Source organism: Luteibacter sp. CQ10 (assembly GCF_040900725.1).
In the GTDB taxonomy this organism is placed as follows: domain Bacteria; phylum Pseudomonadota; class Gammaproteobacteria; order Xanthomonadales; family Rhodanobacteraceae; genus Luteibacter.
The window spans coordinates 182,037-203,007 of record NZ_JAEUYM010000003.1; the positions used below are offsets into that span (position 1 = coordinate 182,037).

General features: G+C 67.6%; 19 protein-coding genes. 15 read left to right on the top strand and 4 right to left on the bottom strand.

The genetic code is table 11. The features are described from left to right. Positions 1–78 precede the first annotated feature (78 nt). Entirely contained in the window at positions 79–1,035 is a 957-nt protein-coding gene (gene pip / locus JNG39_RS13770; protein WP_368312180.1) for a prolyl aminopeptidase, read from the top strand. 121 nt (positions 1,036–1,156) lie between these two features. Here the strand turns inward: pip and JNG39_RS13775 are convergent, their stop codons facing one another. From JNG39_RS13775 to JNG39_RS13790, 4 genes are all read right to left on the bottom strand, one after another. Beyond that, on the bottom strand, positions 1,157–3,892 hold the full coding sequence (locus JNG39_RS13775) for a lamin tail domain-containing protein (RefSeq protein ID WP_368312183.1): 2,736 nt from the start codon (positions 3,890–3,892) through the stop codon (positions 1,157–1,159). Between the two features lie 142 nt (positions 3,893–4,034). Further along, a complete protein-coding gene (gene upp, locus JNG39_RS13780; RefSeq protein ID WP_368312185.1) occupies positions 4,035–4,673 on the bottom strand; it encodes a uracil phosphoribosyltransferase in 639 nt (212 codons plus the stop codon). 151 nt (positions 4,674–4,824) lie between these two features. Further along, a complete protein-coding gene (locus JNG39_RS13785) occupies positions 4,825–5,130 on the bottom strand; it encodes a PsiF family protein (RefSeq protein WP_368312187.1) in 306 nt (101 codons plus the stop codon). Between the two features lie 273 nt (positions 5,131–5,403). Next, positions 5,404–6,900 carry an aminotransferase class III-fold pyridoxal phosphate-dependent enzyme gene (locus tag JNG39_RS13790; RefSeq protein WP_368312189.1) on the bottom strand — a complete coding sequence of 499 codons (1,497 nt, stop codon included), beginning with the start codon at positions 6,898–6,900 and terminating at the stop codon, positions 5,404–5,406. Positions 6,901–7,129: 229 nt separating this feature from the next. On the opposite strand from JNG39_RS13790, the gene JNG39_RS13795 reads away from it, so the two are divergent. The 14 genes from JNG39_RS13795 to JNG39_RS13860 all read left to right on the top strand — a co-directional run bounded on the left by JNG39_RS13795 (position 7,130) and on the right by JNG39_RS13860 (position 20,956). Beyond that, positions 7,130–8,047 (top strand): ABC transporter ATP-binding protein, encoded by a 918-nt coding sequence (locus JNG39_RS13795; protein WP_368312191.1) that lies wholly within the window; start codon positions 7,130–7,132, stop codon positions 8,045–8,047. After that, complete coding sequence (locus JNG39_RS13800; RefSeq protein WP_368312193.1) at positions 8,044–8,826, top strand: ABC transporter permease; 783 nt, start codon at positions 8,044–8,046, stop codon at positions 8,824–8,826. The genes JNG39_RS13795 and JNG39_RS13800 overlap by 4 nt, the downstream gene beginning before the upstream one ends. Before the next feature lie 36 nt (positions 8,827–8,862). Then, on the top strand, positions 8,863–10,035 hold the full coding sequence (locus tag JNG39_RS13805; protein ID WP_368312194.1) for a sensor histidine kinase: 1,173 nt from the start codon (positions 8,863–8,865) through the stop codon (positions 10,033–10,035). Beyond that, positions 10,035–11,168 carry a histidine kinase gene (locus JNG39_RS13810; RefSeq protein WP_368312195.1) on the top strand — a complete coding sequence of 378 codons (1,134 nt, stop codon included), beginning with the start codon at positions 10,035–10,037 and terminating at the stop codon, positions 11,166–11,168. Before JNG39_RS13805 ends, JNG39_RS13810 begins: the two co-directional genes overlap by 1 nt. Continuing rightward, a complete protein-coding gene (locus JNG39_RS13815) occupies positions 11,165–11,767 on the top strand; it encodes a response regulator transcription factor (protein ID WP_368312197.1) in 603 nt (200 codons plus the stop codon). The genes JNG39_RS13810 and JNG39_RS13815 overlap by 4 nt, the downstream gene beginning before the upstream one ends. Positions 11,768–11,952: 185 nt before the next feature. Then, positions 11,953–12,990, top strand: coding sequence for a tRNA preQ1(34) S-adenosylmethionine ribosyltransferase-isomerase QueA (gene queA, locus JNG39_RS13820; protein ID WP_368312198.1), 1,038 nt, complete (start codon positions 11,953–11,955; stop codon positions 12,988–12,990). Between the two features lie 70 nt (positions 12,991–13,060). After that, the gene (locus JNG39_RS13825; protein WP_368312200.1) at positions 13,061–13,375 is read left to right on the top strand and encodes a lipid asymmetry maintenance protein MlaB; all 315 of its coding nucleotides are present in this window, start codon (positions 13,061–13,063) and stop codon (positions 13,373–13,375) included. Positions 13,376–13,385: 10 nt separating this feature from the next. Then, a complete protein-coding gene (locus JNG39_RS13830) occupies positions 13,386–13,748 on the top strand; it encodes a response regulator (protein ID WP_144909830.1) in 363 nt (120 codons plus the stop codon). A gap of 40 nt (positions 13,749–13,788) precedes the next feature. Continuing rightward, positions 13,789–15,747 (top strand): chemotaxis protein CheA, encoded by a 1,959-nt coding sequence (locus JNG39_RS13835; protein ID WP_368312201.1) that lies wholly within the window; start codon positions 13,789–13,791, stop codon positions 15,745–15,747. A 203-nt stretch (positions 15,748–15,950) separates the two neighbouring features. Then, positions 15,951–16,460 carry a chemotaxis protein CheW gene (locus tag JNG39_RS13840; protein WP_368312202.1) on the top strand — a complete coding sequence of 170 codons (510 nt, stop codon included), beginning with the start codon at positions 15,951–15,953 and terminating at the stop codon, positions 16,458–16,460. Positions 16,461–16,544: 84 nt separating this feature from the next. Further along, positions 16,545–18,257, top strand: a complete 1,713-nt coding sequence (locus JNG39_RS13845) for a methyl-accepting chemotaxis protein (RefSeq protein ID WP_368312203.1) — start codon at positions 16,545–16,547, stop codon at positions 18,255–18,257. Between the two features lie 3 nt (positions 18,258–18,260). After that, a complete protein-coding gene (locus tag JNG39_RS13850; protein WP_368312205.1) occupies positions 18,261–19,130 on the top strand; it encodes a protein-glutamate O-methyltransferase CheR in 870 nt (289 codons plus the stop codon). Then, the gene (cheD, locus tag JNG39_RS13855) at positions 19,127–19,786 is read left to right on the top strand and encodes a chemoreceptor glutamine deamidase CheD (protein WP_368312207.1); all 660 of its coding nucleotides are present in this window, start codon (positions 19,127–19,129) and stop codon (positions 19,784–19,786) included. The genes JNG39_RS13850 and cheD overlap by 4 nt, the downstream gene beginning before the upstream one ends. 72 nt (positions 19,787–19,858) lie before the next feature. Beyond that, positions 19,859–20,956 (top strand): chemotaxis response regulator protein-glutamate methylesterase, encoded by a 1,098-nt coding sequence (locus JNG39_RS13860; protein ID WP_247368357.1) that lies wholly within the window; start codon positions 19,859–19,861, stop codon positions 20,954–20,956. The last annotated feature ends 15 nt before the right edge of the window (positions 20,957–20,971 follow it).

The window sequence follows — 20,971 nt, forward strand, 5'->3', positions numbered from 1 at the left end:
CGGGCGGTCGTGTCGGTGGCGTTGCCGGGCTGCCCCCGTTAGCCTTGGAATCTCTCTCCCGTTTTCCAGAGCACGAGCATGACCCAGGATTCCACCGACCTCTACCCGCCGCTCGAGCCGTACAACAGCGGCATGCTGAAGGTGTCGCCGCTGCATACCCTCTATTTCGAGGAAAGCGGTAACCCCCACGGCAAGCCGGTGGTGTTCCTGCACGGCGGCCCGGGCGGCGGCACCAACCCGCGCTGCCGCCGCTTCTTCGATCCGGCGAAGTACCGCATCGTGCTGTTCGACCAGCGCGGATGCGGCCGTTCCACGCCGCATGCGGAACTCACAGACAACACCACCTGGGATCTCGTGGCCGACATCGAGCGGCTGCGCGAGCACCTGGACATCGACCGCTGGCAGGTCTTCGGCGGCTCCTGGGGATCGACGCTGGCGCTGGCCTACGCGCAGGCGCATCCGGGCAGGGTTACCGAACTGGTGCTGCGCGGCATCTTCATGCTCCGCCGGACGGAACTGGAATGGTTCTACCAGTCCGGTTGCAGCGACCTGTATCCCGATGCGTGGGAGACCTACCTCTCGGCCATTCCGCAGGCCGAGCACGGTGACCTCATCAGTGCCTACCACCGCCGCCTCACGCATGCCGATCCCGCCGTGCGCGTGGCGGCGGCGCGCGCGTGGTCGGTGTGGGAGGGTGCCACGAGCTACCTCTACCAGGACGAATCGCACATCGCCTCCAGTGGTGAAGACGAGTTCGCCCTGGCCTTCGCACGCATCGAATGCCACTACTTCGTCAACGCCGGGTTCTTCGAGGTCGACGGGCAGTTGCTGCGCGACGTGGGCAGGATTCGCCATATCCCCACGGTGATCGTGCAGGGACGCTACGACGTGGTATGCCCGATGCGTAGCGCCTGGGACCTGCATCGCGCGTTCCCGGAGGCCGATCTGAAGATCGTGCAGGACGCGGGGCATTCGGCGTTCGAGCCGGGGATCGCGCGGGAGCTGGTTCGCGCGACGAACCGCTTCGCGCGCTGAGTTCGCCGATACGATCGGCTCCCACCCCTTCGGTAGCCTGCGTGAGGCAGCATCGCTACCGAAGGGGTGGGAGCGGATCGTATCCGCAAACAGGCGCCCGGCAGGAACCGGGCGTCGGGGCTTACAGGATGATCGTCGGCAACGCCAGCATGTCCACCACGAAACCGTCGTGATCGGACGAGCCGATCGCCTTCTTCACGCCCGTCTCCTTCGCCGCGTCGTCCAGCGTCTGCACCGGCGCGTCGAGGTTGCCGCGACCGAACTGCATGTTCAGGAACAGGCCGCGGGCCACCGTGTTGAGCAACGCGTTGTCCAGGACCTGGTGCGTCGGCACCGAACGCGGCGCCTGGCCCTGGATGTTGCCGAAGTTCTCGGTGAACAGGAACGAATAGCGGTCGTTCTCCGGCACCGAATCCACGGCGTTCCATAGCGTGGGCTTGACCAGGTTCTTGCCGAGCTTGAGCAGGTTCTGGCTATCGTCGTACTTGCCCGAGACCAGGCCCACCACGTCGGTGAAGCCGTCGCTGAAGGGGTAGGCGTTGAAGTCCCCCACGACCAGCAGCGGCGCGAGGAGGTTCTTGCGGTCGGTCTGCAGGATCTGCACCTGCTTGGCCAGCGACACGGCCTGCAGGAAGCGCTTCTGGCGATCGCGATCGGCGGCGCTGCCGGTCTTGTCCACGTTCTGGCGGGCCTTCGGGTGCACCGAGATCACGTTGACGCGCATGCGGCCGACGATCGACGGTACGTCGGCGGTGAGCAGCAGCGGCGGATGGTCATGCAGGAACGACGTGCCGCCCTGGTCGTCCCACGTGGCGTCGGCGTCGAGCTGGCGCACATCCACCACGTGCACGCGGTCGGTGCGCACGAGGAAGCCCACGTTGATGCCGCTGGGATCGTGGCCCTGCTGGAGAAAGGCTTCGTACTGGGCCGGGTAATCGTCACCCAGCTGCTTGGCGAGACCCTGCAGCACGGTGAGGCTCTTGACCTCTTCCACCGAGAGAATGTCCGGTAGCTTGAGCACGCCGCCGATGTAGGCCGACAGGCGCTGCGTCTTCAGCTTCACCTCGTCGGCGGTGGGTTCGGCGCTGCCGCCCGAGCAGGTGAACGTGGTGTTGAACTCCGTGTCGCAGAAGCGCTCGGTATTCAGCGCGCCCACGCGCACGGCGTAGAACGGACGCGCGTCCACGGGGCGCGGCAGCGTCGCCGCCTTCTTGATGGTGATCTTGCTGGGAATGAAGGTGTACGCACCGAACGCGTAGGAGATCACGCCTTCGGCGCGGAACGTGGTGCCCGCGTTGAACGGCGTATCGGCCGCCACGGCGCCGAAGTCGGCGGTGTTCATCTTCAGCACCTGCGGGTTGCCGTTCCAGTTCGGCAGGGTCACGCCGTCGGGCACCGGCACGGTGAAGCGTACGCCCGGCTGGCGCAGCGAGCGGTTGCCGTCGGTGGTGATATACACCTCGGCGAACGGTTCGCCGCTGAAGCGCAGGTTGCCCGTGGTAATCGTGCCGGTGTCGATGGCCACGCGCATGCCGACGTAGCACTGGAAGTTGGTCGGACCGCACGAGAGATGATTCGGATCGTGCGACGGCACCTTGTCGTCGAACGCCACGGCTTTCGGCAGGCGCGCACCGTGCATCGTCGTGACGATCGTGGCGTCCTTGAGCTCCGGCAGGTTGAAGAAGTTGTCGACCGTGGCATCCACGTTCACCACGTCGCCCGACTTCACCGTCGGCGGCGCGCTGGTGAACACGTAGATGCCGTTCGAGGTGAGGGCATCGGCATCGGCGCGATGGTCGGGCGTCTGGATGGTGAAGCCCTGCGGACCCACCGCCGTCACCACGTTGCCCGTGGTGGACACGCGCTTGCCCAGCAGCGGCGATACCTGGTCGTGGCCGGTGATCTGCCAGATCTCGGCGGTGACCGGGATTTCGTTGAGGATCGCGCCGATGGCCGAGGCCTTCGCCAGGGTGACGTCGCCGGTGGCGCCGGAAAGGTTCACCTTGAACGCCTTGTCCGGGCCGGACGCCTTCGCCCCGTGCACGTTCACGTCGAAGCTCGCCGTGGTCTGGCCGGCGGGGATGGTCACCGTGGTGTCGACGGCGTCGTAGTCGCCGGCGGCCACCGTGGCGGTGTCGTCGGCGGTGGCGGCGTGCACGGAGACGTCGGCGGCCTGCGGCTGGCTCAGCGTCACGGTGAAGGGCATCGTCACGTCGTCGGCGTTGCGCAGGCTCACCGAGGCGTCGGCGATCGACAGGCTCGGGCCTTGGGCGACGCAGGCCGAGGCGGCGTTGTGCGGCGTGGTCGGAGCCACCTTCACCCAGTCGGCCGAATTGTCGCCCGTGCCCTGCGGCAGGCCGCCGCCGGTGGTCTTGCGCAGGTAACCCTGGTCGGCATTGCCGCTGCCGAGCGATGCCAGCGGCGTACCGAGCTTGTAGGCCGAACCGGCGCTCAGGCCCACCTGGTCGAGCACGTTGCCCGCGGTATCCAGCAGGGCGAGGCCACCGTCGTCGGTGATGCCGGTGGCATAGGTGTAGTCGGCGGGGATGGCGCCGGAGTAGCCCGGGCTGGTCTTGTTGCCCAGCAGCACGAAGCAGCCGGGCTGGATCGTCACGCCGCCGGGAAAGGTGAAGCGCGTGCCGGTGACGCCGGTGGCGTTCGACGCGTTGAGCTTGAAGCCCGACACGTCGAGCGGGGCGCTGCCGCCGTTCTGCACTTCGACGAATTCGTCGTTGCCCCCGGCGGGGCCGCGGACGCGGAACTGGGTGATCGACAGGTCGGCCGCGTGGAGCGGCACGACGGAGACAAAGCCGGCCAGCGCCGCCCAGAGGGCGCGCCGTGACGTGGTCGAACGCATAGTCGTGTATTCCCCTTCGAATGTCGTCGGTTGTACGCGACCCGAAGCACCCGCCATGCGCTGGCGCGGTGTTCCCCCTGTCAGGCCCGCTGGGCGAGTGTGCCCCAGCTATGTGACAGCCGGATGTGACACATCCGGCAGCTCAGGCGGATTTTTGCTTGGTACCGAAGATCTTGTCGCCGGCATCGCCCAGGCCGGGGAGGATATAGCCCAGCTCGTTCAGGCGTTCGTCGATGGAGGCCACGTAGATCTCGATGTCGGGGTGGGCCGCCTCGATACGCTTCAGGCCCTCGGGCGCCGCGACGAGGAACAGGCCCTTGATGCGCTTCGCGCCGGCGGCCTTGAGCATGTCCACGGTGGCCACCAGCGTGCCCGCCGTGGCGAGCATGGGATCGACGATGATCGCCGTGCGCTCGTCCATGCCGCCGGTGAGCTTCTCGTAATAGGTGATCGGTTCGAGGGTTTCCTCGTCGCGCTGCAGGCCCACCACGCTCACGCGCGCGGCGGGGATCATCTCCAGCACGCCGGTGAGCATGCCCAGGCCCGCGCGGAGGATCGGCACGATGGTGACCTTCTTGCCCTTGATGTGGGCGACCTCGACCGGACCGGCCCAACCGTCGACCGTCTTGGTTTCCGTTTCCAGGTCGGCCGTGGCTTCGTACGTGAGCAGGGCGGCCACTTCCGAGGCCAGCTCGCGGAACTCTTTGGTGCTGATCCCGGCCAGGCGCATGAGGCCGAGCTTGTGCTGGATGAGGGGGTGGCGGACTTCGACGATTTTCATGGGGCGGCCGGTGCTGGGAGAACTCCCGGCATTGTAATGCCCACCTGCGAAGACAGCTCGGTAGGAGCCGATTCATCGGCGAAAACCCAACGGAGCGTCGACCCCGCGGCGCGGATCGCCGATGAATCGGCTCCTACCGGGCTGTCAGCGCTCAACCCTTGAGGCAGCTGCTCATGAACGCCTTGCGCTCATCGCCCTTCTTGCCCGCGGCATCCGCGTTGCACTTCTTCATCTTGTCCTGCTGGGTCATCTTGGCCGGCTGCTCGCCCTTCAGGCAGCTGCTCATGAACGCCTTGCGCTCGTCACCCTTCTTGCCGGCCGCCTGGCCGTTGCAGGTGCTCATGCGCTGCTGCTGGGGAGTAAGGTCCTTCTTCGCGGGCGTTTCCTGGGCGGCGAACGCGGCCCCGGCGAAGGCGAAAAAGGCGGAAACGGCGAGGACACGAATCTGCGTACGCATGACGAACCCCTACGTGAGGCCGGGCCAATCCGGCGGAGGGGAGCTTACGACTTTTCTCGGCGGTCGGTTCGTTTGCCGGGGTGAATGCGTGGGCCTACGCGCCTCCCGCTCGAAAAGCCGCATCCCCGTCTCGTGAAAACCGGATGCAAGGCGCTGGCTTCCTGCCGCCGCAGGAACGACGAGCCGAAAGATCGAACGCTACGTGTCAAACCACCTCACGTCGTTCCTGCGAAAGCAGGAACCCAGCGCGTTGAGTACGGTTTAGCGATGCGCTCAAGCGGCTTTGGATTCGCTCCGCCGCGGTCCCTCGGTCAGCGCATGCCGCACTTCCTCGACGATGAGATCGACCTCGGCGCTCGTCACGCGGAAATGCGGCGTGAATCGCAGCGAATTCGCGCCGCCGTGGATCACGCCGATGCCGCGCTCGCGCATGTATTCCTCGGTGGAGCCTTCGCCGAAGCACTTGAACTCGGGCGCCAGTTCGCAGGAGAACAACAGCCCCGTGCCCTGCACCTTGGTGATGAGGCCGCCCAGTTCGTTCTTCAGAGCCTCGAACTTCTGCACGAATTCCTTGCCGCGCTCCACGATGTTACGGCGCACGTCGTCGGTGAGTTCGTGCATCGTCGCCACCGCCACGTCGAGCGCGCGCGGGTTGGCGGTCATGGTGTTGCCGTAGATGCCCTTGCGATACAGCCCCGCCACGCGCGCGGACACCGCCAGCACCGACAGCGGATACTGCCCGGCGTTGAGCGCCTTGGAGAAGGTTTCCATGTCCGGCGCCTCGAGCCCTTCGAAGCCCGGGTAGTCCACGATGGACAGCACGCCGTGCGCGCGCAGGCCCGCCTGGATGGAATCCACCAGCAGCAGCGTGCCGTGTTCACGGGTGAGCTCGCGTGCGGCGGCATAGAACTCCGGCGTGAGCGCACGGCCGGGATCGCCTTCGCCCATCACCGGCTCGAGGAACATGGCTTCGATGAACCAGCCCTTCTGCTCGGCTTCGGCGAACGCGGCCTTCAACTGGGCCACGTTGTACGGATCGACGGTGAGCAGCGTGTCCTCGTTGCGGAAGCTCGCGAGGTGCTGCTGGTAGTTGCGGCGCGACGAATCCGAGTAGATGGCGGGGCGCTCGGTGCGGCCGTGGAACGCTCCCTTCACCGCGAGACGCTTGATCGTGCGGCCGGCATGGCGCGCACCCGGATCGGTCATCAGGCGAGCGTTGACGTCGGCGATGCGGCCGGCCAGTGTCACCGATTCCGAACCGGAATTCAGGCACAGGAAGTGGGAATACGGGCTGCCTCCGCGGGTGCGGCCGATCTCCCGGCGCAGCGCGTCCGAAAGGCGAAGCTGCGAGACGTTGGCCGTCATCACGTTGGCCATCACCTGCGGACGGGACATCGCTTCGAGGATGTGCTCCGGATTGTGGCCGAAGCCGAGCATGCCGTAGCCGCCGTCGTCGTGCAGCACCGCGCCCTTGAGGGTGACGATCCACGGACCGCGCGCGGCGGCCGGTACGTAGGGGTTCACGCCGTCGTCGGGATAGAAGTTGACCAGGCCTGACTGGAGATGATGGATCTGCTCGGATTCGTCCATGCGCAGAAAATCGGCCATGCCGTCACGGAGGTCGCGGTGATAGGCCACGGCCTCTTCCACGGCGCGCACCAGCGTCGCGTCGTCGCGAGCGAAGCGCTCCACGGTGGCATCGGGCAGGCCACGGGTGCGCTGTTTGCCGCCGAAATCGCGCAATTCGCGCAGAAGGCCGATGACGTCCATAACCACTCCTCGTAATTCGAATGACGCGGGTACTGTCGTTTCTCCCTTTCGTCCATATGCCCAAAGTGGTAGCTAAGTGCATATAAATAAAGGGTTTATTCACCGAGCATAGCATGCGGTTTTTATGCGCGTAACCCCCGGGATGACGCTTGTCACATCCGCACAATGACGCAAGCGACTGCCGCCAAGGGGTTGCACGCGAATATGTTGCATCGCAAGGAGGGCACCCATGAACGACGATACCCGCATTGCCAGGCTCGAACAGGTTTCCAAGCGCTATGGCGCCGTAAAGGCGCTGGAACGCATCGATCTCGATATCCATCGCGGGGAGCTGGTGGCCTTGCTCGGTCCGAACGGCGCGGGCAAGAGCACCGCCATTGGCCTGCTGCTGGGCCTGCACCGCGCGAACGAAGGACGCGCCACCCTGTTCGGCCGCGATCCGCAGGACATCGAGGCGCGCCGCCGCATCGGCGTGATGCTGCAATCGGCCACGCTGCCGCCCACGCTGAAGGTGGGCGAGCTGCTGCGTCTCACCGCCAGCTATTACCCCGAGCCGCGCTCGCTGGCCGAATGCGCGGCGCTGGCGGGGATCGACGACCTGCTCGGCCGTCGCTACGAAGCGCTTTCGGGCGGCCAGCAGCGCCGGGTGCAGTTCGCCATGGCGCTGGCGGGCAAGCCGGAACTGCTCTTTCTCGACGAGCCCACGGTGGGCATGGACCTCGCGGCCCGGCAGTCGCTCTGGGCGGCGATCCGGCGTCTCGTCGCCGAGGGCTGCGCGGTGGTGCTGACGACGCATTACCTCGAAGAAGCCGAGGCGCTGGCCGATCGCGTCTGCGTGATCGCCAAGGGCCGGGTGATTTCCGAGGGCACGGTCGATGCCTTGCGTGCCCGCGTGGCCACCTGCCGCGTGCGTTGCGTGACGAGCGTGGGCGCCGACGCCGCCTGGCGGTGGCCGGGCGTGGTGTCGGCGAGCGTGCACGAGGGGCGGCTGACGATCGCCACCACGCAGGCCGAAGCCGCCGTGCGCCGGTTGCTCGCCGAGGATGCCGATTTGGCCGAACTGGAAGTGCAGCGCGCGAGCCTCGCCGAGGCCTTCGCCGACATCACCCGCGACGATGTCGCGGATACCACCCTGGAGGCCGCATGAGCGCCGTCATCGAAAGCACCGCCGTTCCCGTGATGGGCGCGGGCCGCCTGTTCAACGCTTACGTGCAGGAGGCCCGCGCCGAGTGCGTGCGCTACCTGCGCAACCCGGGCTTCCTCCTGCCGACACTGCTTTTTCCCTCTGTGTTCTACGTCATGTTCGGCATCGTGCTGGCGCACGGCAACGGTCCCGACGCGGCGCGCTACCTGCTCGCGTCGTACGGCACCTTCGGCGTGATGGCCCCGGGCCTGTTCGGTTTCGGCGTGTCGCTGGCGCTGGAGCGCGACACCGGCCTGCTCACGCTCAAGCGGGCCCTGCCCATGCCGCCGGGCGCCTACCTCGCCGGCAAGATGTGCATGGCCCTGCTGGTCGCCGCCATCGTCGCCACGCTGCTGATCCTGCTGGCGGTGTTCGCCGCGCACGTGCCGATGCCGGCACCGCGCATCGCCGCGTTCTACCTCGTCGAGATCGTCGGCGTCCTGCCGTTCTGCGCGCTCGGCCTGCTGGTGGGCACGCTGGTGAAGGGACAGGGCGCGCCGGGCATCGTCAACCTCATCTACCTGCCGATGGCGTTCCTGTCCGGTCTGTGGTTCCCGTTGTCGATGATGCCGGAGGCGCTGCGCTCGATCGCGCCGCTATGGCCGGCCTATCACCTCGACCGGCTGGCGCTGGCGGCGGTGGGACTGGGGGAGGGTGGCATCGCGATGCACGTTCTGGTGCTGGTGGGTTTCACCGGGGCGTTCATCGCCATCGCCGCCCGTCGCCTGCGCCGCCACGGTTGAAGTAGCATGCAGCCACGCCTCTCAACGGACACGCCCATGGCCCGCTCGTGGTTCGAACCGACGCCGGATTCGCTGTGGGTCCGCTTCGGCGAGAAGCCGCGGCAGCGCGCGGCGAACCTGTTCCACCTGATCTGGACGATCTACTTCTTCATCGATCTTCTCGGTCGCGAGGCCTTGCCGCCGCGATGGACCGAAGTGACCCTGCTGGCGTTTCCCACGTTCCTTTTTCTTTATGCGTGCGTACTGACCCGCCCCGTGCGGCAAGCTCCGTGGTTCGGCGCGGCCATGGCGGTGCTGGGCATGGATTGCATCTGGGCCGACCATGGCGGCGGTAGTTGCTTCATCGTCTACGCGTGCAGCTTCGTCGGCCTGAATGCGTCCTTTTCGGTAGCGTACCTGCGCATGGCCATCGTGCTGGCCGCGTATTGGGGTGTCGTCGAATGGACCAACGACTGGCCCTGGCAAGAGATGGCGTTCCTCTCGCTGATCTCGGTTTCCGTGGGCACGGTGAACCTGTTCTACCGGGCCAGCGCGAAGCATGACGCCGAACTGAAGCTCTCCCACGACGAAGTCCGGCGCCTCGCCGCCACGGCCGAACGCGAGCGCATCGGCCGTGACCTGCACGACCTGCTCGGGCATACCCTGTCGCTGATCACGCTGAAGCTCGAGCTGTCGCGTCGCCTCATCGATCGCGACGTGGATGCGGCCCGCCGGGAGATGGAGGAGGCCGAGGGCGTCGCCAGGCATGCGCTGGCCGAGGTGCGTTCGGCGGTCACCGGCATCCGGGCGACGGGCCTCGCCGCCGAACTCGCGTCCGCACGCCTGATGCTCAACGCCTCGATGGTGAACTTCGATTACGTGACCGACGTGCCCGCCTTGCCCGAACGCATGGAGGCGGGGTTGGCCCTCGTGCTGCGCGAGGCGGTGACCAACATCCACCGCCATGCGCAGGCCACCGTGGCCGAGGCGAAGGTCGCGGTGGAAAAAGACGTGCTCACGTTGTGCATCGTCGACAACGGTCGCGGTGGCGTCGATACCGAAGGCAACGGCCTGTGCGGCATGCGCGAACGCGTGAAGGCGCTCGGCGGAACGCTGCGCATCGAATCCGAGCGCGGCAAGGGCACCCGGCTGCAGGTCGCCGTACCCTTGCTTGCCGCCGAGCGCATCGCGCGTGCGTCGGCGATCGAAGCCGATCGGATCGCGTCGTGATGCGCCTGCCGCCCCCGCCACGCGACTCGTTGCTCGGCAGCCTGCACTCGCCGATCTACCTGCGCTGGCAGGCCGGCCTGCAGCTGGGCTGGCTGTTCGCCCTGGTCCAGGCGCCGCTGGTGGTTTCCGCGTTTTCGTGGCGGTGGTTCGCGCCCACGCTTCTCTCCATCGCCGTGTATCTGGTGTGCTACGCCGGGGTGTTCCTCGGGCCGCTCAGGCGCATACCGTTCAACGCGCTCGCCATCGTGGCGACGGGCTTCGCGGTGTGGCCGGTGAACGGCGTGGCGATCGGCCACATCGCCATCGGTCTTGCCTTGCTGGCCTTCGCCGCGCGCCCGCGCCTGTGGCTCGGCGTCACGGCAGCCGCCACGCTGCTCGCCTGCGCGTGGTGGGCGTGGTTCGGCATTCCGGCCGTCCATATCCTCGTCGTGGCCATCGCCGGCATCGCCGGCGGTACGAGCAATTACCTCTACGTGCGCTCGGTTCGTCGCGACCTGGCATTGCGGCTGTCGCAAGCCGAGGTTCGGCGACTGGCCACGCTGGCCGAGCGCGAGCGCATCGGACGCGACCTGCATGACCTGCTCGGCCATACACTTTCACTCATCACGCTGAAGTCCGAACTGGCCCGGCGCCTGGCACTCGCCGATCCGGCGCGTGCGCAACGGGAGATGGAAGAGGTCGAACGCGTCGCCCGCCATACGTTGGGCGAGGTACGCAGTGCCGTGACCGGCCTGCGCGCGGGCGACCTCGCCAGCGAGCTGGTATCGGCGCGGGTCATGCTCGAGGCGTCCGGCGTCACGCTGGAAACCTCGCTGCCCGAACGACTGGACCTGCCCGAGTCCGTGCAGGCCTCGCTGGCCCTCGTGCTGAGGGAAGCGGTCACCAACATCCATCGCCATTCGCAGGCCAGCACGGCGCGCGTGGACATCACCCAGAACGGCAAGGATTTCTCGATGCGGATCAGTGACAACGGACGCGGCGGTCTCGCCGTGCATGGCAACGGCGTCTCGGGCATGCGCGAACGCGTACGGCAGATCGGCGGTACGCTCGCCATCGACTCGCCGGCGCGGCAAGGCACCACGCTCACCGTCGGCGTCGCGCTCGCATCGGTGCTGACGGAGTCCGCCGCATGATCCGCGTGCTGCTTGCCGAAGACCAGGCCATGGTGCGTGGCGCCTTGTCGGCGCTGCTCAATCTCGAATCCGACATCGAGGTGCTCGGCTCCGCTCCGGACGGCGAAACCGCGTGGCGCGAGCTGCAACGGCTCAAGCCCGACGTGCTGGTCACCGATATCGAGATGCCCGGCCTCACGGGCCTGGAGATCGCGCAGCGCGTACACCGCCACGAATTGCCGGTGAAGGTGGTGATCGTCACCACCTTCGCCCGCCCCGGGTTCCTGCGCCGTGCGCTGGATGCGGGCGTGAGCGGCTACCTGCTGAAGGACGCGCCCGCCGAAGGGCTCGCCGACGCGCTGCGCACCGTGCATCGCGGCGGCCGGGCCATCGATCCGCAACTGGCGCTGGAAGCGTGGTCGGAGGCCGATCCACTGAACGACCGCGAGCGGCAGGTGCTGCGCCTGGCGGGCGAGGGCAGTTCGGCCAGCGAGATCGGCGCCCAGCTCAACCTGTCGCACGGAACGGTGCGCAATTACCTCTCCGAAGCCATCGGCAAGCTCGGCGCGACCAACCGCATCGAGGCCTACCGCCTGGCCCGGCAGAAAGGCTGGCTATAAGGACCGGTTCCCCGGCTGGGTAGGAGCCGATTCATCGGCGATCCCTAACCGTGTCGCCATCGGGCTGTCGCCGATGAATCGGCTCCTACCCAGCAGGGGGCGGCATGGCGGCTGGTCGGTCGCGGCCAAGCAAGGCATCGTGGCTTGCGCGATAATCTGCCGTCATTCCACGTACGGCCCCCTTCGTGAAGAAATCCGATTTCGACTTCGACCTGCCGCCCGATCTCATCGCGCAGGCGCCCCTGGCGCGGCGCTCGGGAAGCCGCCTGCTGGTGGTCGACGTCGCGGCGGGCAGCAAGTCCAATCGCAAGTTCCACGAACTGCCCGACCTCGTGAAGCCCGGTGATCTGCTGGTGTTCAACGACACCCGCGTGCTGCCGGCCCGCCTCCATGGCAACAAGGAATCCGGCGGCGCGGTGGAGATCCTGATCGAGCGGGTGACCGGTGCCCACGAGGCACGCGCCCAGCTCGGCGTGAGCAAGAAGCCCAAGGAAGGCGGACGCATCGTGCTGGCCGACGGCAGCCTCATCACCGTGCTAGGCCGTGAAGGCGAGTTCTTCAAGCTGCGTTTCGAAGGCGACGAGCCCCTCGAGCGCATCCTCTCGCGCCTTGGCGAGATGCCGTTGCCGCCTTACATCGAGCGCGGTGCCGGCGAGGAAGACAAGGAGCGATACCAGACCGTGTTCGCCCGCGAGCCGGGCGCGGTGGCCGCCCCCACGGCGGGCCTGCATTTCGACGAGGCCCTGCTGGCCCAGCTCCGCGGGAAGGGCGTCGATTTCGGCTACGTCACCCTTCACGTCGGCGCGGGCACCTTCCAGCCGATGCGCGCCGACGACGTGCGCGACCACGTGATGCATCGCGAATGGCTCAACGTGGGCGCCTCGCTGGTGGAAAAGATCCGCGCCACCCGCGAGGCGGGCGGCCGCGTGATCGCGGTGGGCACCACGGTGGTGCGGGCGCTGGAAAGCGCCACGGTCGACGGCGTGCTGAGGCCGTTCGCCGGGGAGACGCAGATCTTCATTTTCCCCGGCTATCGCATCACCAGCATCGACGCCCTGATCACCAACTTCCACCTGCCGCAGTCGACGCTGCTGATGCTGGTCTCGGCCCTGGCGGGCAAGGAGGCCATCCTCGACGCCTATCGCTACGCAGTGTTGCAGCGCTACCGCTTCTTCTCCTACGGCGACGCCATGCTGATCCTGCCGCCGAAGGCCCCGGCCTAAAGGTTTGCGGACGAGGGCCGATAAGCCTCACGAACGCCTCCCCGGGCAACGGGGGCATAAGGGTAGGACGATGGCTGGCAAATCCTCCAAGAACACGGCTGGCGCGCTTGCGCTCGACGCGGACCTGCGCATCGGCGCGGCCCCCGCGCTGCGCGACACCCTGCTGGCGGCGCTGACCGCGGGCAAGCCGGTGGACATCGACGGCTCGGCCGTGAACCAGATCGACACGGCGGGCCTGCAGGTGCTGGCCGCCTTTTCGCGCGACGCGCGCGCGGCCGGCCTCGCCGTCCGCTGGCGTGGCGCGAGCGATTCCCTCCATCGCGGCGTCGCCGTGCTGGGCCTTAGCGAATTGATTGAACTGCCGGCCCGTGCCGGCGTGAACTGAAGGTGCTCCGATGGCAAAGATTCTCGCGGTAGACGACTCGGCTTCCATGCGCAGCATGGTGGCCTTCACCCTGCGTGGCGCCGGCCATGACGTCGAAGAGGCCGACAACGGCCGCGCGGCGCTCGACCAGGCGGGCGTCCACAAGTTCGACCTCGTGCTGGCGGACGTGAACATGCCGGTGATGGACGGCATCTCGATGGTGCGCGAGATGCGCACGATGGGCGGTTACAGCGGCGTGCCGATCCTCATGCTCACCACCGAGTCCAACCCGGAAAAGAAGATGGAAGGCAAGGCCGCCGGCGCCACCGGCTGGCTCGTCAAGCCGTTCGACCCCGACCAGCTGCTGGCGACCGTCGCCCGCGTGCTCGGCTGATCCGATACCCCGTTCGTTCCGGTCACTCCAGGTTTCTCCCATGTCCAAAGTCGATCTGGCGCAATTCCACAAGGCGTTCCACGAAGAGAGCCTCGAGGGTCTCGACGCCATGGAGCAGGCGCTCCTCGCGTTGGACGAGGGTGCCGACGATCCGGAGCTGATCAACGTGGTGTTCCGCGCCGCCCACTCGATCAAGGGCGGCGCGGCCACCTTCGGTTTCGCCGACGTGGCGGCTTTCACGCACGTGGCCGAAAACCTGATGGACGAGGTCCGCAGTGGCCGCCGTCCGATGGAAAAGGCCGTCGTCGAGTTGCTGTTGCGTTCGGGCGACGTCATCCGTGACATGCTTTCGCTGCAGATGGCGGGCCAGCCCGGCGCCACCGCCGAAAGCCAGTCGCTGCTGGCCGAGCTGTCGGCCATGGTCGGCGGCGCGGCCGCACCGGTCGCCGCGAAGGCGGCCGCACCCACGGAAGCCATCGAGGGCTGGGACATCGCGTTCCGTCCCTTCGATTACCTGCTCAAGACCGGTAACGACCCGGCACGCATGTTCCGCGAACTGGAAGCCCTCGGCCCGCTCGCCACCACGGTGGACGCGTCGAAGCTGCCTTCGCTGGCCGACATGGACCCGACCGCCTCGTACCTGGCTTACACGCTGCGTCTCGATGCCGGCGCCAAGCGCGCCGCCGTCGAAGGCGTGTTCGACTGGGTAGACGGCGATTGCGAACTCACGGTGACGCCGCGCGTCGCCGCGCCCGCTCCGGTGGCCGCACCGGCGGCGCCCGCCGCGCCGCGCACCGTACGCGAGGTGGCCGCCAACAGCGAATCGAGCTCGGTTCGCGTCGGCATCGAAAAGATCGACACGCTGATCAACCTGGTGGGCGAGCTCGTCATCACCCAGGCCATGCTCAGCCAGTTCAACGAGGGCGTGGGCGAGGCCCAGCTCGAGATGTTCCGCCACGGCCTGGCCCAGCTCGCGCGCCACACGCGCGAATTGCAGGAAAGCGTGATGAGCATCCGCATGCTGCCGATCAGCACCGTGTTCAACCGCTTCCCGCGTCTCGTGCGCGACCTGGCGCAGAAGCTCGACAAGAAGGTGGTGCTCGACCTGCGAGGCGAAACCACCGAGCTGGACAAGACCGTGCTCGAGAAGATCGGCGATCCGCTGGTGCACCTCGTGCGCAACGCCATCGACCACGGCCTGGAAGTGCCCGCCAAGCGCACGGCGGCCGGCAAGTCCGACACCGGCACGTTGCGCATGGAGGCCTTCCACCGCGGGGGTTCCATCGTGGTGGAAGTGGCCGACGACGGCGCGGGCCTCAACCGCGACGCCATCGTGGCCAAGGCCGTGCAGCGCGGCATCATCGCCTCGGGCGAGGGCATGTCCGACGATGCCGTGGCCGAACTGATTTTCGAGGCGGGCTTCTCCACCGCCGCGACCACCACCGATCTCTCCGGGCGTGGCGTGGGCATGGACGTGGTCCGCCGCAACGTGATGGACCTGGGTGGCACGGTGAACATCCGCAGCGTGCACGGCAAGGGCACCACGTTCACCATCACCTTGCCGTTGACGCTGGCCATCATCGACGGCCTCACCGCCGCCGTGGGCAGCGAAACCTACATCGTGCCGCTCGTGTCGATCGTGGAGTCGGTGCAGGTCAAGGCCGATCTCGTGCGCAGCGTGGTCGGTGGCGGCGAGCTGTTCCGCTTCCGCGACGAATGGCTGCCCATCGTCCGCCTGTTCGACGTGTTCGGCTGCGATGGCGAGCGCCGGTCCGTGGACCAGGGCATCGTCATCGTGGTGGAAGCCGAGGGCACGCGCATCGGCCTGTTCGTCGACGAGCTGATCGGCCAGCAGCAGGCCGTGGTCAAGTCGCTGGAAGCCAACTACCGTCGCGTGATGGGCATCTCGGGCGCCACCATCCTCCCCGACGGCGCCGTGGCGCTCATCGCCGACGTCACCGGCCTGGTGCGCATGCAGGCGCGCCGCAAGGCGGCCTGACCGGGCCAGCTCGATTCGCCGATACGATCGGCTCCCACCCCTCCGGTAGGCGACGACTTCGCTACCGGAGGGGTGGGAGCCGATCGCGGTTTGCGGGTGCCTAGGAGTTTTTCCGGCAAGCCCACCCTCAAGTCCCCACGATCCCGGCCGATACCCCCTAACGAAGGGGGCCACTGCCCGATCCGATCCGCCGTGGGAACGACATGAACCAGCCAGCCAGCATCGCCTCCGCCGCCGAGGCCGCCCAGTACCTGACCGTGAACCTCGGCAACGAGGAATACGGCGTCGACATCCTCGCCGTGCGCGAGATCCGCGGCTGGACGCCGGTGACCCGTATCCCCCAGGCGCCGTCCTACGTGCTCGGCGTGCTCAACCTGCGTGGCGCCATCGTGCCGGTGCTCGACCTGCGCCTGCGCTTCGGCCTGGCCCGGGAGGAATACACCGCCACCACCGTCTGCGTGATCGTGATGGTGGCCGGCCGCCAGTTCGGCATCGTGGTCGATGCCGTGTCCGACGTGGTCGAAGTCGCGCCGGACGGCATTCGTCCGGTGCCCGACATGGGCACCACCGTCGATACCGAATACCTGAAGGGACTGACCTCCGTCGGCGAGCGCATGGTGCTGCTCCTCGACGTGGATCGCCTGCTGCAACCGCAGGACGCGCAGATGCTGGAAGCCGCCCTGGCGTCCCAGGAAGCGAAAGCCGTCGCCTGAGCATGGGCATGCCGGCGGGGAGGGGCCCCGTTCGGCGTGTAAAGCCCGGATCGCCCTTGTCGCACCTTGACGATTGGAACCGTGATGAAGAAGTTCAGCTTTAAGATTCCCGCCCTGACCGTACGCGGTCGCCTGTACGGCGTGCTCGGCCTGCTCACGCTGATGCTCTTCGGTGGCGCGGCGGTGGGCCTGGGCGCGATGCACTTCCAGAACGAAGGCATGCGCCAGATCTACGAGGAGGAGCTGGTGCCCTCCGAACTGCTCAGCCGCGTGAACACGCAGTCACTGCTCTCCTTCATCGTGCTCGGCGAGGCCGCGGCCAAGGTGGGCAATCCCGACCAGGTGAAGCAGAAGATCGCCGAGTTCGAGAAGTACCAGGCCGACCTCGACGCCCGCAAGGCCGAGTTCCGCAAGCTGCCGATGTCCGCCGACATCAAGAAGGCCTACGACAAGTGGCAGGCCACGAACGACGACTATGTGCAGGCCAAGAACGACATGGTCGACGCCCTGAAGGAAGGCGACCAGGGCGCTTCCGACGTGCTCGAACTGCAGGTCCGTCCGTTGCTGATGGACCGCCAGTCGCAGTTGAGCAGCCTCATCGAGGGCAAGCGCAAGGAAGCCCAGGCCATCTTCGACAAGGAATCCGCGCAGTACCGGACGATCCGTGCGTTGTCGATCACCTCGCTGCTGATCGGCCTGGCCATCTGCCTCGTCATCGCCGTGCTGGTCATCCGTTCGATCCTGCGCACGCTGTCGCAGACGGTGGCGGTGGCCCACGAGATCGCCGCCGGCAAGCTCGGCCACGACATCCAGGTGACCCGCCAGGACGAACTGGGCCAGCTTCAGTCGGCTTTCCGCACCATGGACGATCGACTCGCCGCGATCGTCACCGAAGTGCGCCACGGTTCCACCTCGGTCAGCACCGCCGCGCAGCAGATCTCGCGCGGCAACGACGATCTCTCCCAGCGTACGCAGGAACAGGCCTCCAGCCTCGAGGAAACCGCCTCGTCGATGGAGGAGATGACCTCCACCGTGAAGCAGAACGCCGAGAACGCCAGCCACGCCAACCAGCTCGCCCGCGGTGCCCGCGAGCAGGCGGAGAAGGGCGGCGAAGTGGTGGCGCAGACCGTCGTCGCCATGCGCGAGATCAACGCGTCGTCGAAGAAGATTTCCGACATCGTCAGCCTCATCGACGAGATCGCCTTCCAGACCAACCTGCTCGCGCTCAACGCCGCGGTGGAAGCCGCGCGTGCCGGTGAGCAGGGCCGCGGCTTCGCCGTGGTGGCCACCGAGGTGCGCAACCTCGCGCAGCGTTCGGCGGGTGCGGCCAAGGAGATCAAGGGCCTCATCAACGACAGCGCCAGCAAGGTGAAGGCCGGCTCCGAACTTGTCGACCAGTCGGGCAAGGCGTTGGCGGAGATCGTCGACAGCGTGAAGAAGGTGACCGACATCGTCGCCGAGATCGCCGCCGCCAGCTCCGAGCAGTCGGCCGGCATCGACCAGGTGAACCACGCCGTGCTGCAGATGGACGAAATGACCCAGCAGAACGCCGCGCTGGTCGAGGAATCCGCCGCCGCCGCCCGCGCGATGCACGAGCAGGCCACCGAGCTGAGTCGCCAGGTGTCGTTCTTCCAGGTGAGCGGCCAGGCCGCGGCCGCCCGCGCGCCGCGCAAGGACGCCACCCAGGTGGAGATGGAGACCTTGTTCGCCTCCGTGCGCGAAACGGCGCCCGCGCCGGCCCCGCGTGCCTCGCGTCCGGCCGAGTCGGCCGACGCGGCGGTGTGGAAGGAGTTCTGATCGATGAACGCGCTCGTCGACAACGGCGATGCCGCCGCGGCGGGCGCCCAGGGACCCAGCCTCGGCGACGCCGAGTTCGGTTTCCTGCGTGAGTTCGTGTTGCAGCAGTGCGGCATCTCGCTGGGTGAACATAAGCGCCAGCTCGTGCAGGGCCGTCTGCTGCGGCGCCTGCGCGCGCTGAACCTGGCCGGTTTCGCCGCCTATTGCGACCTGTTGCGTCGCGATCCGGCCTCCGAGCTGGGTGAACTGGCCAGCTGCATCAGCACCAACGTCACCTCGTTCTTCCGCGAGATGCACCACTACGACCTGCTCGTGGACGAGCTGCTGCCGCGCTGGCTCGACGAAAAGCGCGGCGGCCGCCTGCGCATCTGGTCGGCGGGCTGTTCCACCGGCGAGGAACCGTACGCCCTGGCGATGGTGCTGGCCGAGGCGCTTGAGCGCACGGGTGCGACCGTCGACGCCAAGATCCTCGCCACCGACCTCTCGCCGCAGGCGCTGGAAACCGCGCGCAGGGGCGTGTACCCGGTGGATCGGCTGGGCGGCGTGAGCGAAGCGCGCCGCAAGCGCTGGTTCCAGCGCGGCGAGGGAAGCTACGACGGCTATGCCCGCGTGCATCCGCGCCTGCGCGAGCTGGTGACCATCCAGCCGCTCAACCTGCTCCACGACTGGCCCATGCAGGGCAAGTTCGACGCCATCTTCTGCCGCAACGTCGTCATCTACTTCGACAAGCCGACGAAGCAGCGACTGTTCTCCCGCTACGCCGGCATGCTGGAAAGCCGCGGCTACCTGTTCCTGGGTCACTCGGAATCCATGTATGGACTGTCCGAGGACTTCGACCTGATCGGCCGCACGGTCTACCGGAAACGTACATGAGCGACACCGCCGTCGCGCTGCCGCGCACCTTCGCCGGCTTCGATCCCAAGAGCGTGCTGCCGGGATTCGAGCACCTGCGCCGTTTCTGGGATCCCGCCCAGGAAGTGGTCACGGTGAAGATCCTGCCCGGCGAGTTCTACGTGAGCATGCAGGAAGAGATGATCTCCACGGTGCTCGGCTCGTGCGTGTCGGCCTGCGTGCGCGACACGAAACGGCGCATCGGCGGCATGAACCACTTCATGCTGCCCGAGCCCGCCGGCGAACGCGACAACTGGAGCTCCACCGTCGGCCGTGCCGCGCGCTACGGCAACGATGCGATGGAACAGCTGATCAACGCCATCCTCAAGGCGGGCGGCCGTCGCGACGACCTCGAAGTGAAGATCTTCGGCGGCGGTCGCGTGCTGTCCACCATGACCGACATCGGCCAGCGCAACATCGCCTTCGTGCAGCGTTACATCGCTACCGAAAAGCTCAAGCTCTGCGCGGCCGACGTGGGCGACATCTATCCGCGCCACGTGCAGTTCTTCCCGGTGAGCGGACGCGTGCGCGTGCGCCAGCTGCGCGCCACGCACGACACCCACCTGGCCGATCGCGAGAAGCGATACCTCAAGCGATTGGCCGACGATCCGATAAAGGGAGAGGTGGAGCTGTTCTGACGCTCCATTTCGCGATTCATGGTCCGGTCGGCCCGCCGACGAGGATGTCCAGCAACCCAGCGGCGAGAGCCCATGCAGAAAGTACGCGTTCTCATCGTCGACGATTCGGCCCTGGTCCGTAAGGTGCTGACCACCATGCTCGAGTCCGATCCGGGCATCGAAGTGGTGGGCGCCGCCCCGGACCCGCTGATCGCGCGTGAGAAGATCAAGGCGCTCAACCCCGACGTGCTCACGCTCGACGTCGAGATGCCGCGCATGGACGGCCTGACCTTCCTCGAGAACCTGATGCGCCTGCGGCCGATGCCGGTGGTGATGGTGTCCACGCTGACCGAGAAAGGCGCCGACGTGACCCTGCGCGCGCTGGAACTGGGCGCGGTGGATTTCTTCACCAAGCCCGCCGCCGACCTGGCCAACACCTTCATGGAGCACGCGCCGGAGATCTGCGCCAAGGTTCGCCTCGCCGCCGGCGCGAAGCCGCGCGAGCGTTCGACCGTCACCCGGCTCGACGTGGCGCCGCGCCTTTCCGCGGACGCGGTGCTGCCGCGCGCGCAGACGCCGGGCACCCGCGGCGGCACGCGCATCATCGCGATCGGCGCCTCCACCGGCGGCACCGAGGCGATCCGCGTGGTGCTCGAGGCGATGCCGCCCACGGCGCCGCCCATCGTGATCACCCAGCACATCCCCGCCGCTTTCAGCGGCCCCTTCGCGGCGCGCATGGACACCTGCTCGGCGATGAAGGTGTGCGAGGCCCGCGACGGCCAGCCCATCCAGGCCGGACACGTCTACATCGCCCCCGGCAGCCAGCACCTGCTGGTGATGTGGGACGGCGCGCGCCACGTCTGCCGCCTGCACGACGGCCCGCCGGTGAACCGGCACAAGCCCTCGGTGGACGTGCTGTTCCGCTCCATGGCCGCCAGCGTCGGCGCCGCCACCATCGGCTGCCTGCTCACCGGCATGGGCGACGACGGCGCGCGCGGCCTGGGCGAATTGAAGGAGAGCGGTGCGCCCACGCTCGTCCAGGACGAAGCCAGCTCGGTGGTGTGGGGCATGCCCGGCGCCGCCTGGAAGGCCGGTGCCGCCGCGGAGATGCTTCCGCTGGACGCGATCGCCGCCCGCCTGCTCGAACTGGCCCATACACCCGTTTCCGCCGCCGCCCGCGTCGGCACCTGAAGAACGAGACTTCCA

Excerpts from the sequence above, each read along its gene's own strand:
- JNG39_RS13805 (WP_368312194.1), top strand. The coding sequence starts at position 8,863 with ATGGCCCGCTCGTGGTTCGAACCGACGCCGGATTCGCTGTGGGTCCGC.
- JNG39_RS13795 (WP_368312191.1), top strand. The coding sequence starts at position 7,130 with ATGAACGACGATACCCGCATTGCCAGGCTCGAACAGGTTTCCAAGCGC.
- JNG39_RS13850 (WP_368312205.1), top strand. The coding sequence starts at position 18,261 with ATGAACGCGCTCGTCGACAACGGCGATGCCGCCGCGGCGGGCGCCCAG.
- JNG39_RS13840 (WP_368312202.1), top strand. The coding sequence starts at position 15,951 with ATGAACCAGCCAGCCAGCATCGCCTCCGCCGCCGAGGCCGCCCAGTAC.
- JNG39_RS13800 (WP_368312193.1), top strand. The coding sequence starts at position 8,044 with ATGAGCGCCGTCATCGAAAGCACCGCCGTTCCCGTGATGGGCGCGGGC.
- upp (WP_368312185.1), bottom strand. The coding sequence starts at position 4,673 with ATGAAAATCGTCGAAGTCCGCCACCCCCTCATCCAGCACAAGCTCGGC.
- JNG39_RS13845 (WP_368312203.1), top strand. The coding sequence starts at position 16,545 with ATGAAGAAGTTCAGCTTTAAGATTCCCGCCCTGACCGTACGCGGTCGC.
- cheD (WP_368312207.1), top strand. The coding sequence starts at position 19,127 with ATGAGCGACACCGCCGTCGCGCTGCCGCGCACCTTCGCCGGCTTCGAT.
- JNG39_RS13860 (WP_247368357.1), top strand. The coding sequence starts at position 19,859 with ATGCAGAAAGTACGCGTTCTCATCGTCGACGATTCGGCCCTGGTCCGT.
- JNG39_RS13775 (WP_368312183.1), bottom strand. The coding sequence starts at position 3,892 with ATGCGTTCGACCACGTCACGGCGCGCCCTCTGGGCGGCGCTGGCCGGC.
- JNG39_RS13835 (WP_368312201.1), top strand. The coding sequence starts at position 13,789 with ATGTCCAAAGTCGATCTGGCGCAATTCCACAAGGCGTTCCACGAAGAG.
- pip (WP_368312180.1), top strand. The coding sequence starts at position 79 with ATGACCCAGGATTCCACCGACCTCTACCCGCCGCTCGAGCCGTACAAC.
- JNG39_RS13825 (WP_368312200.1), top strand. The coding sequence starts at position 13,061 with ATGGCTGGCAAATCCTCCAAGAACACGGCTGGCGCGCTTGCGCTCGAC.
- JNG39_RS13810 (WP_368312195.1), top strand. The coding sequence starts at position 10,035 with ATGCGCCTGCCGCCCCCGCCACGCGACTCGTTGCTCGGCAGCCTGCAC.
- JNG39_RS13785 (WP_368312187.1), bottom strand. The coding sequence starts at position 5,130 with ATGCGTACGCAGATTCGTGTCCTCGCCGTTTCCGCCTTTTTCGCCTTC.
- JNG39_RS13830 (WP_144909830.1), top strand. The coding sequence starts at position 13,386 with ATGGCAAAGATTCTCGCGGTAGACGACTCGGCTTCCATGCGCAGCATG.
- JNG39_RS13790 (WP_368312189.1), bottom strand. The coding sequence starts at position 6,900 with ATGGACGTCATCGGCCTTCTGCGCGAATTGCGCGATTTCGGCGGCAAA.
- JNG39_RS13815 (WP_368312197.1), top strand. The coding sequence starts at position 11,165 with ATGATCCGCGTGCTGCTTGCCGAAGACCAGGCCATGGTGCGTGGCGCC.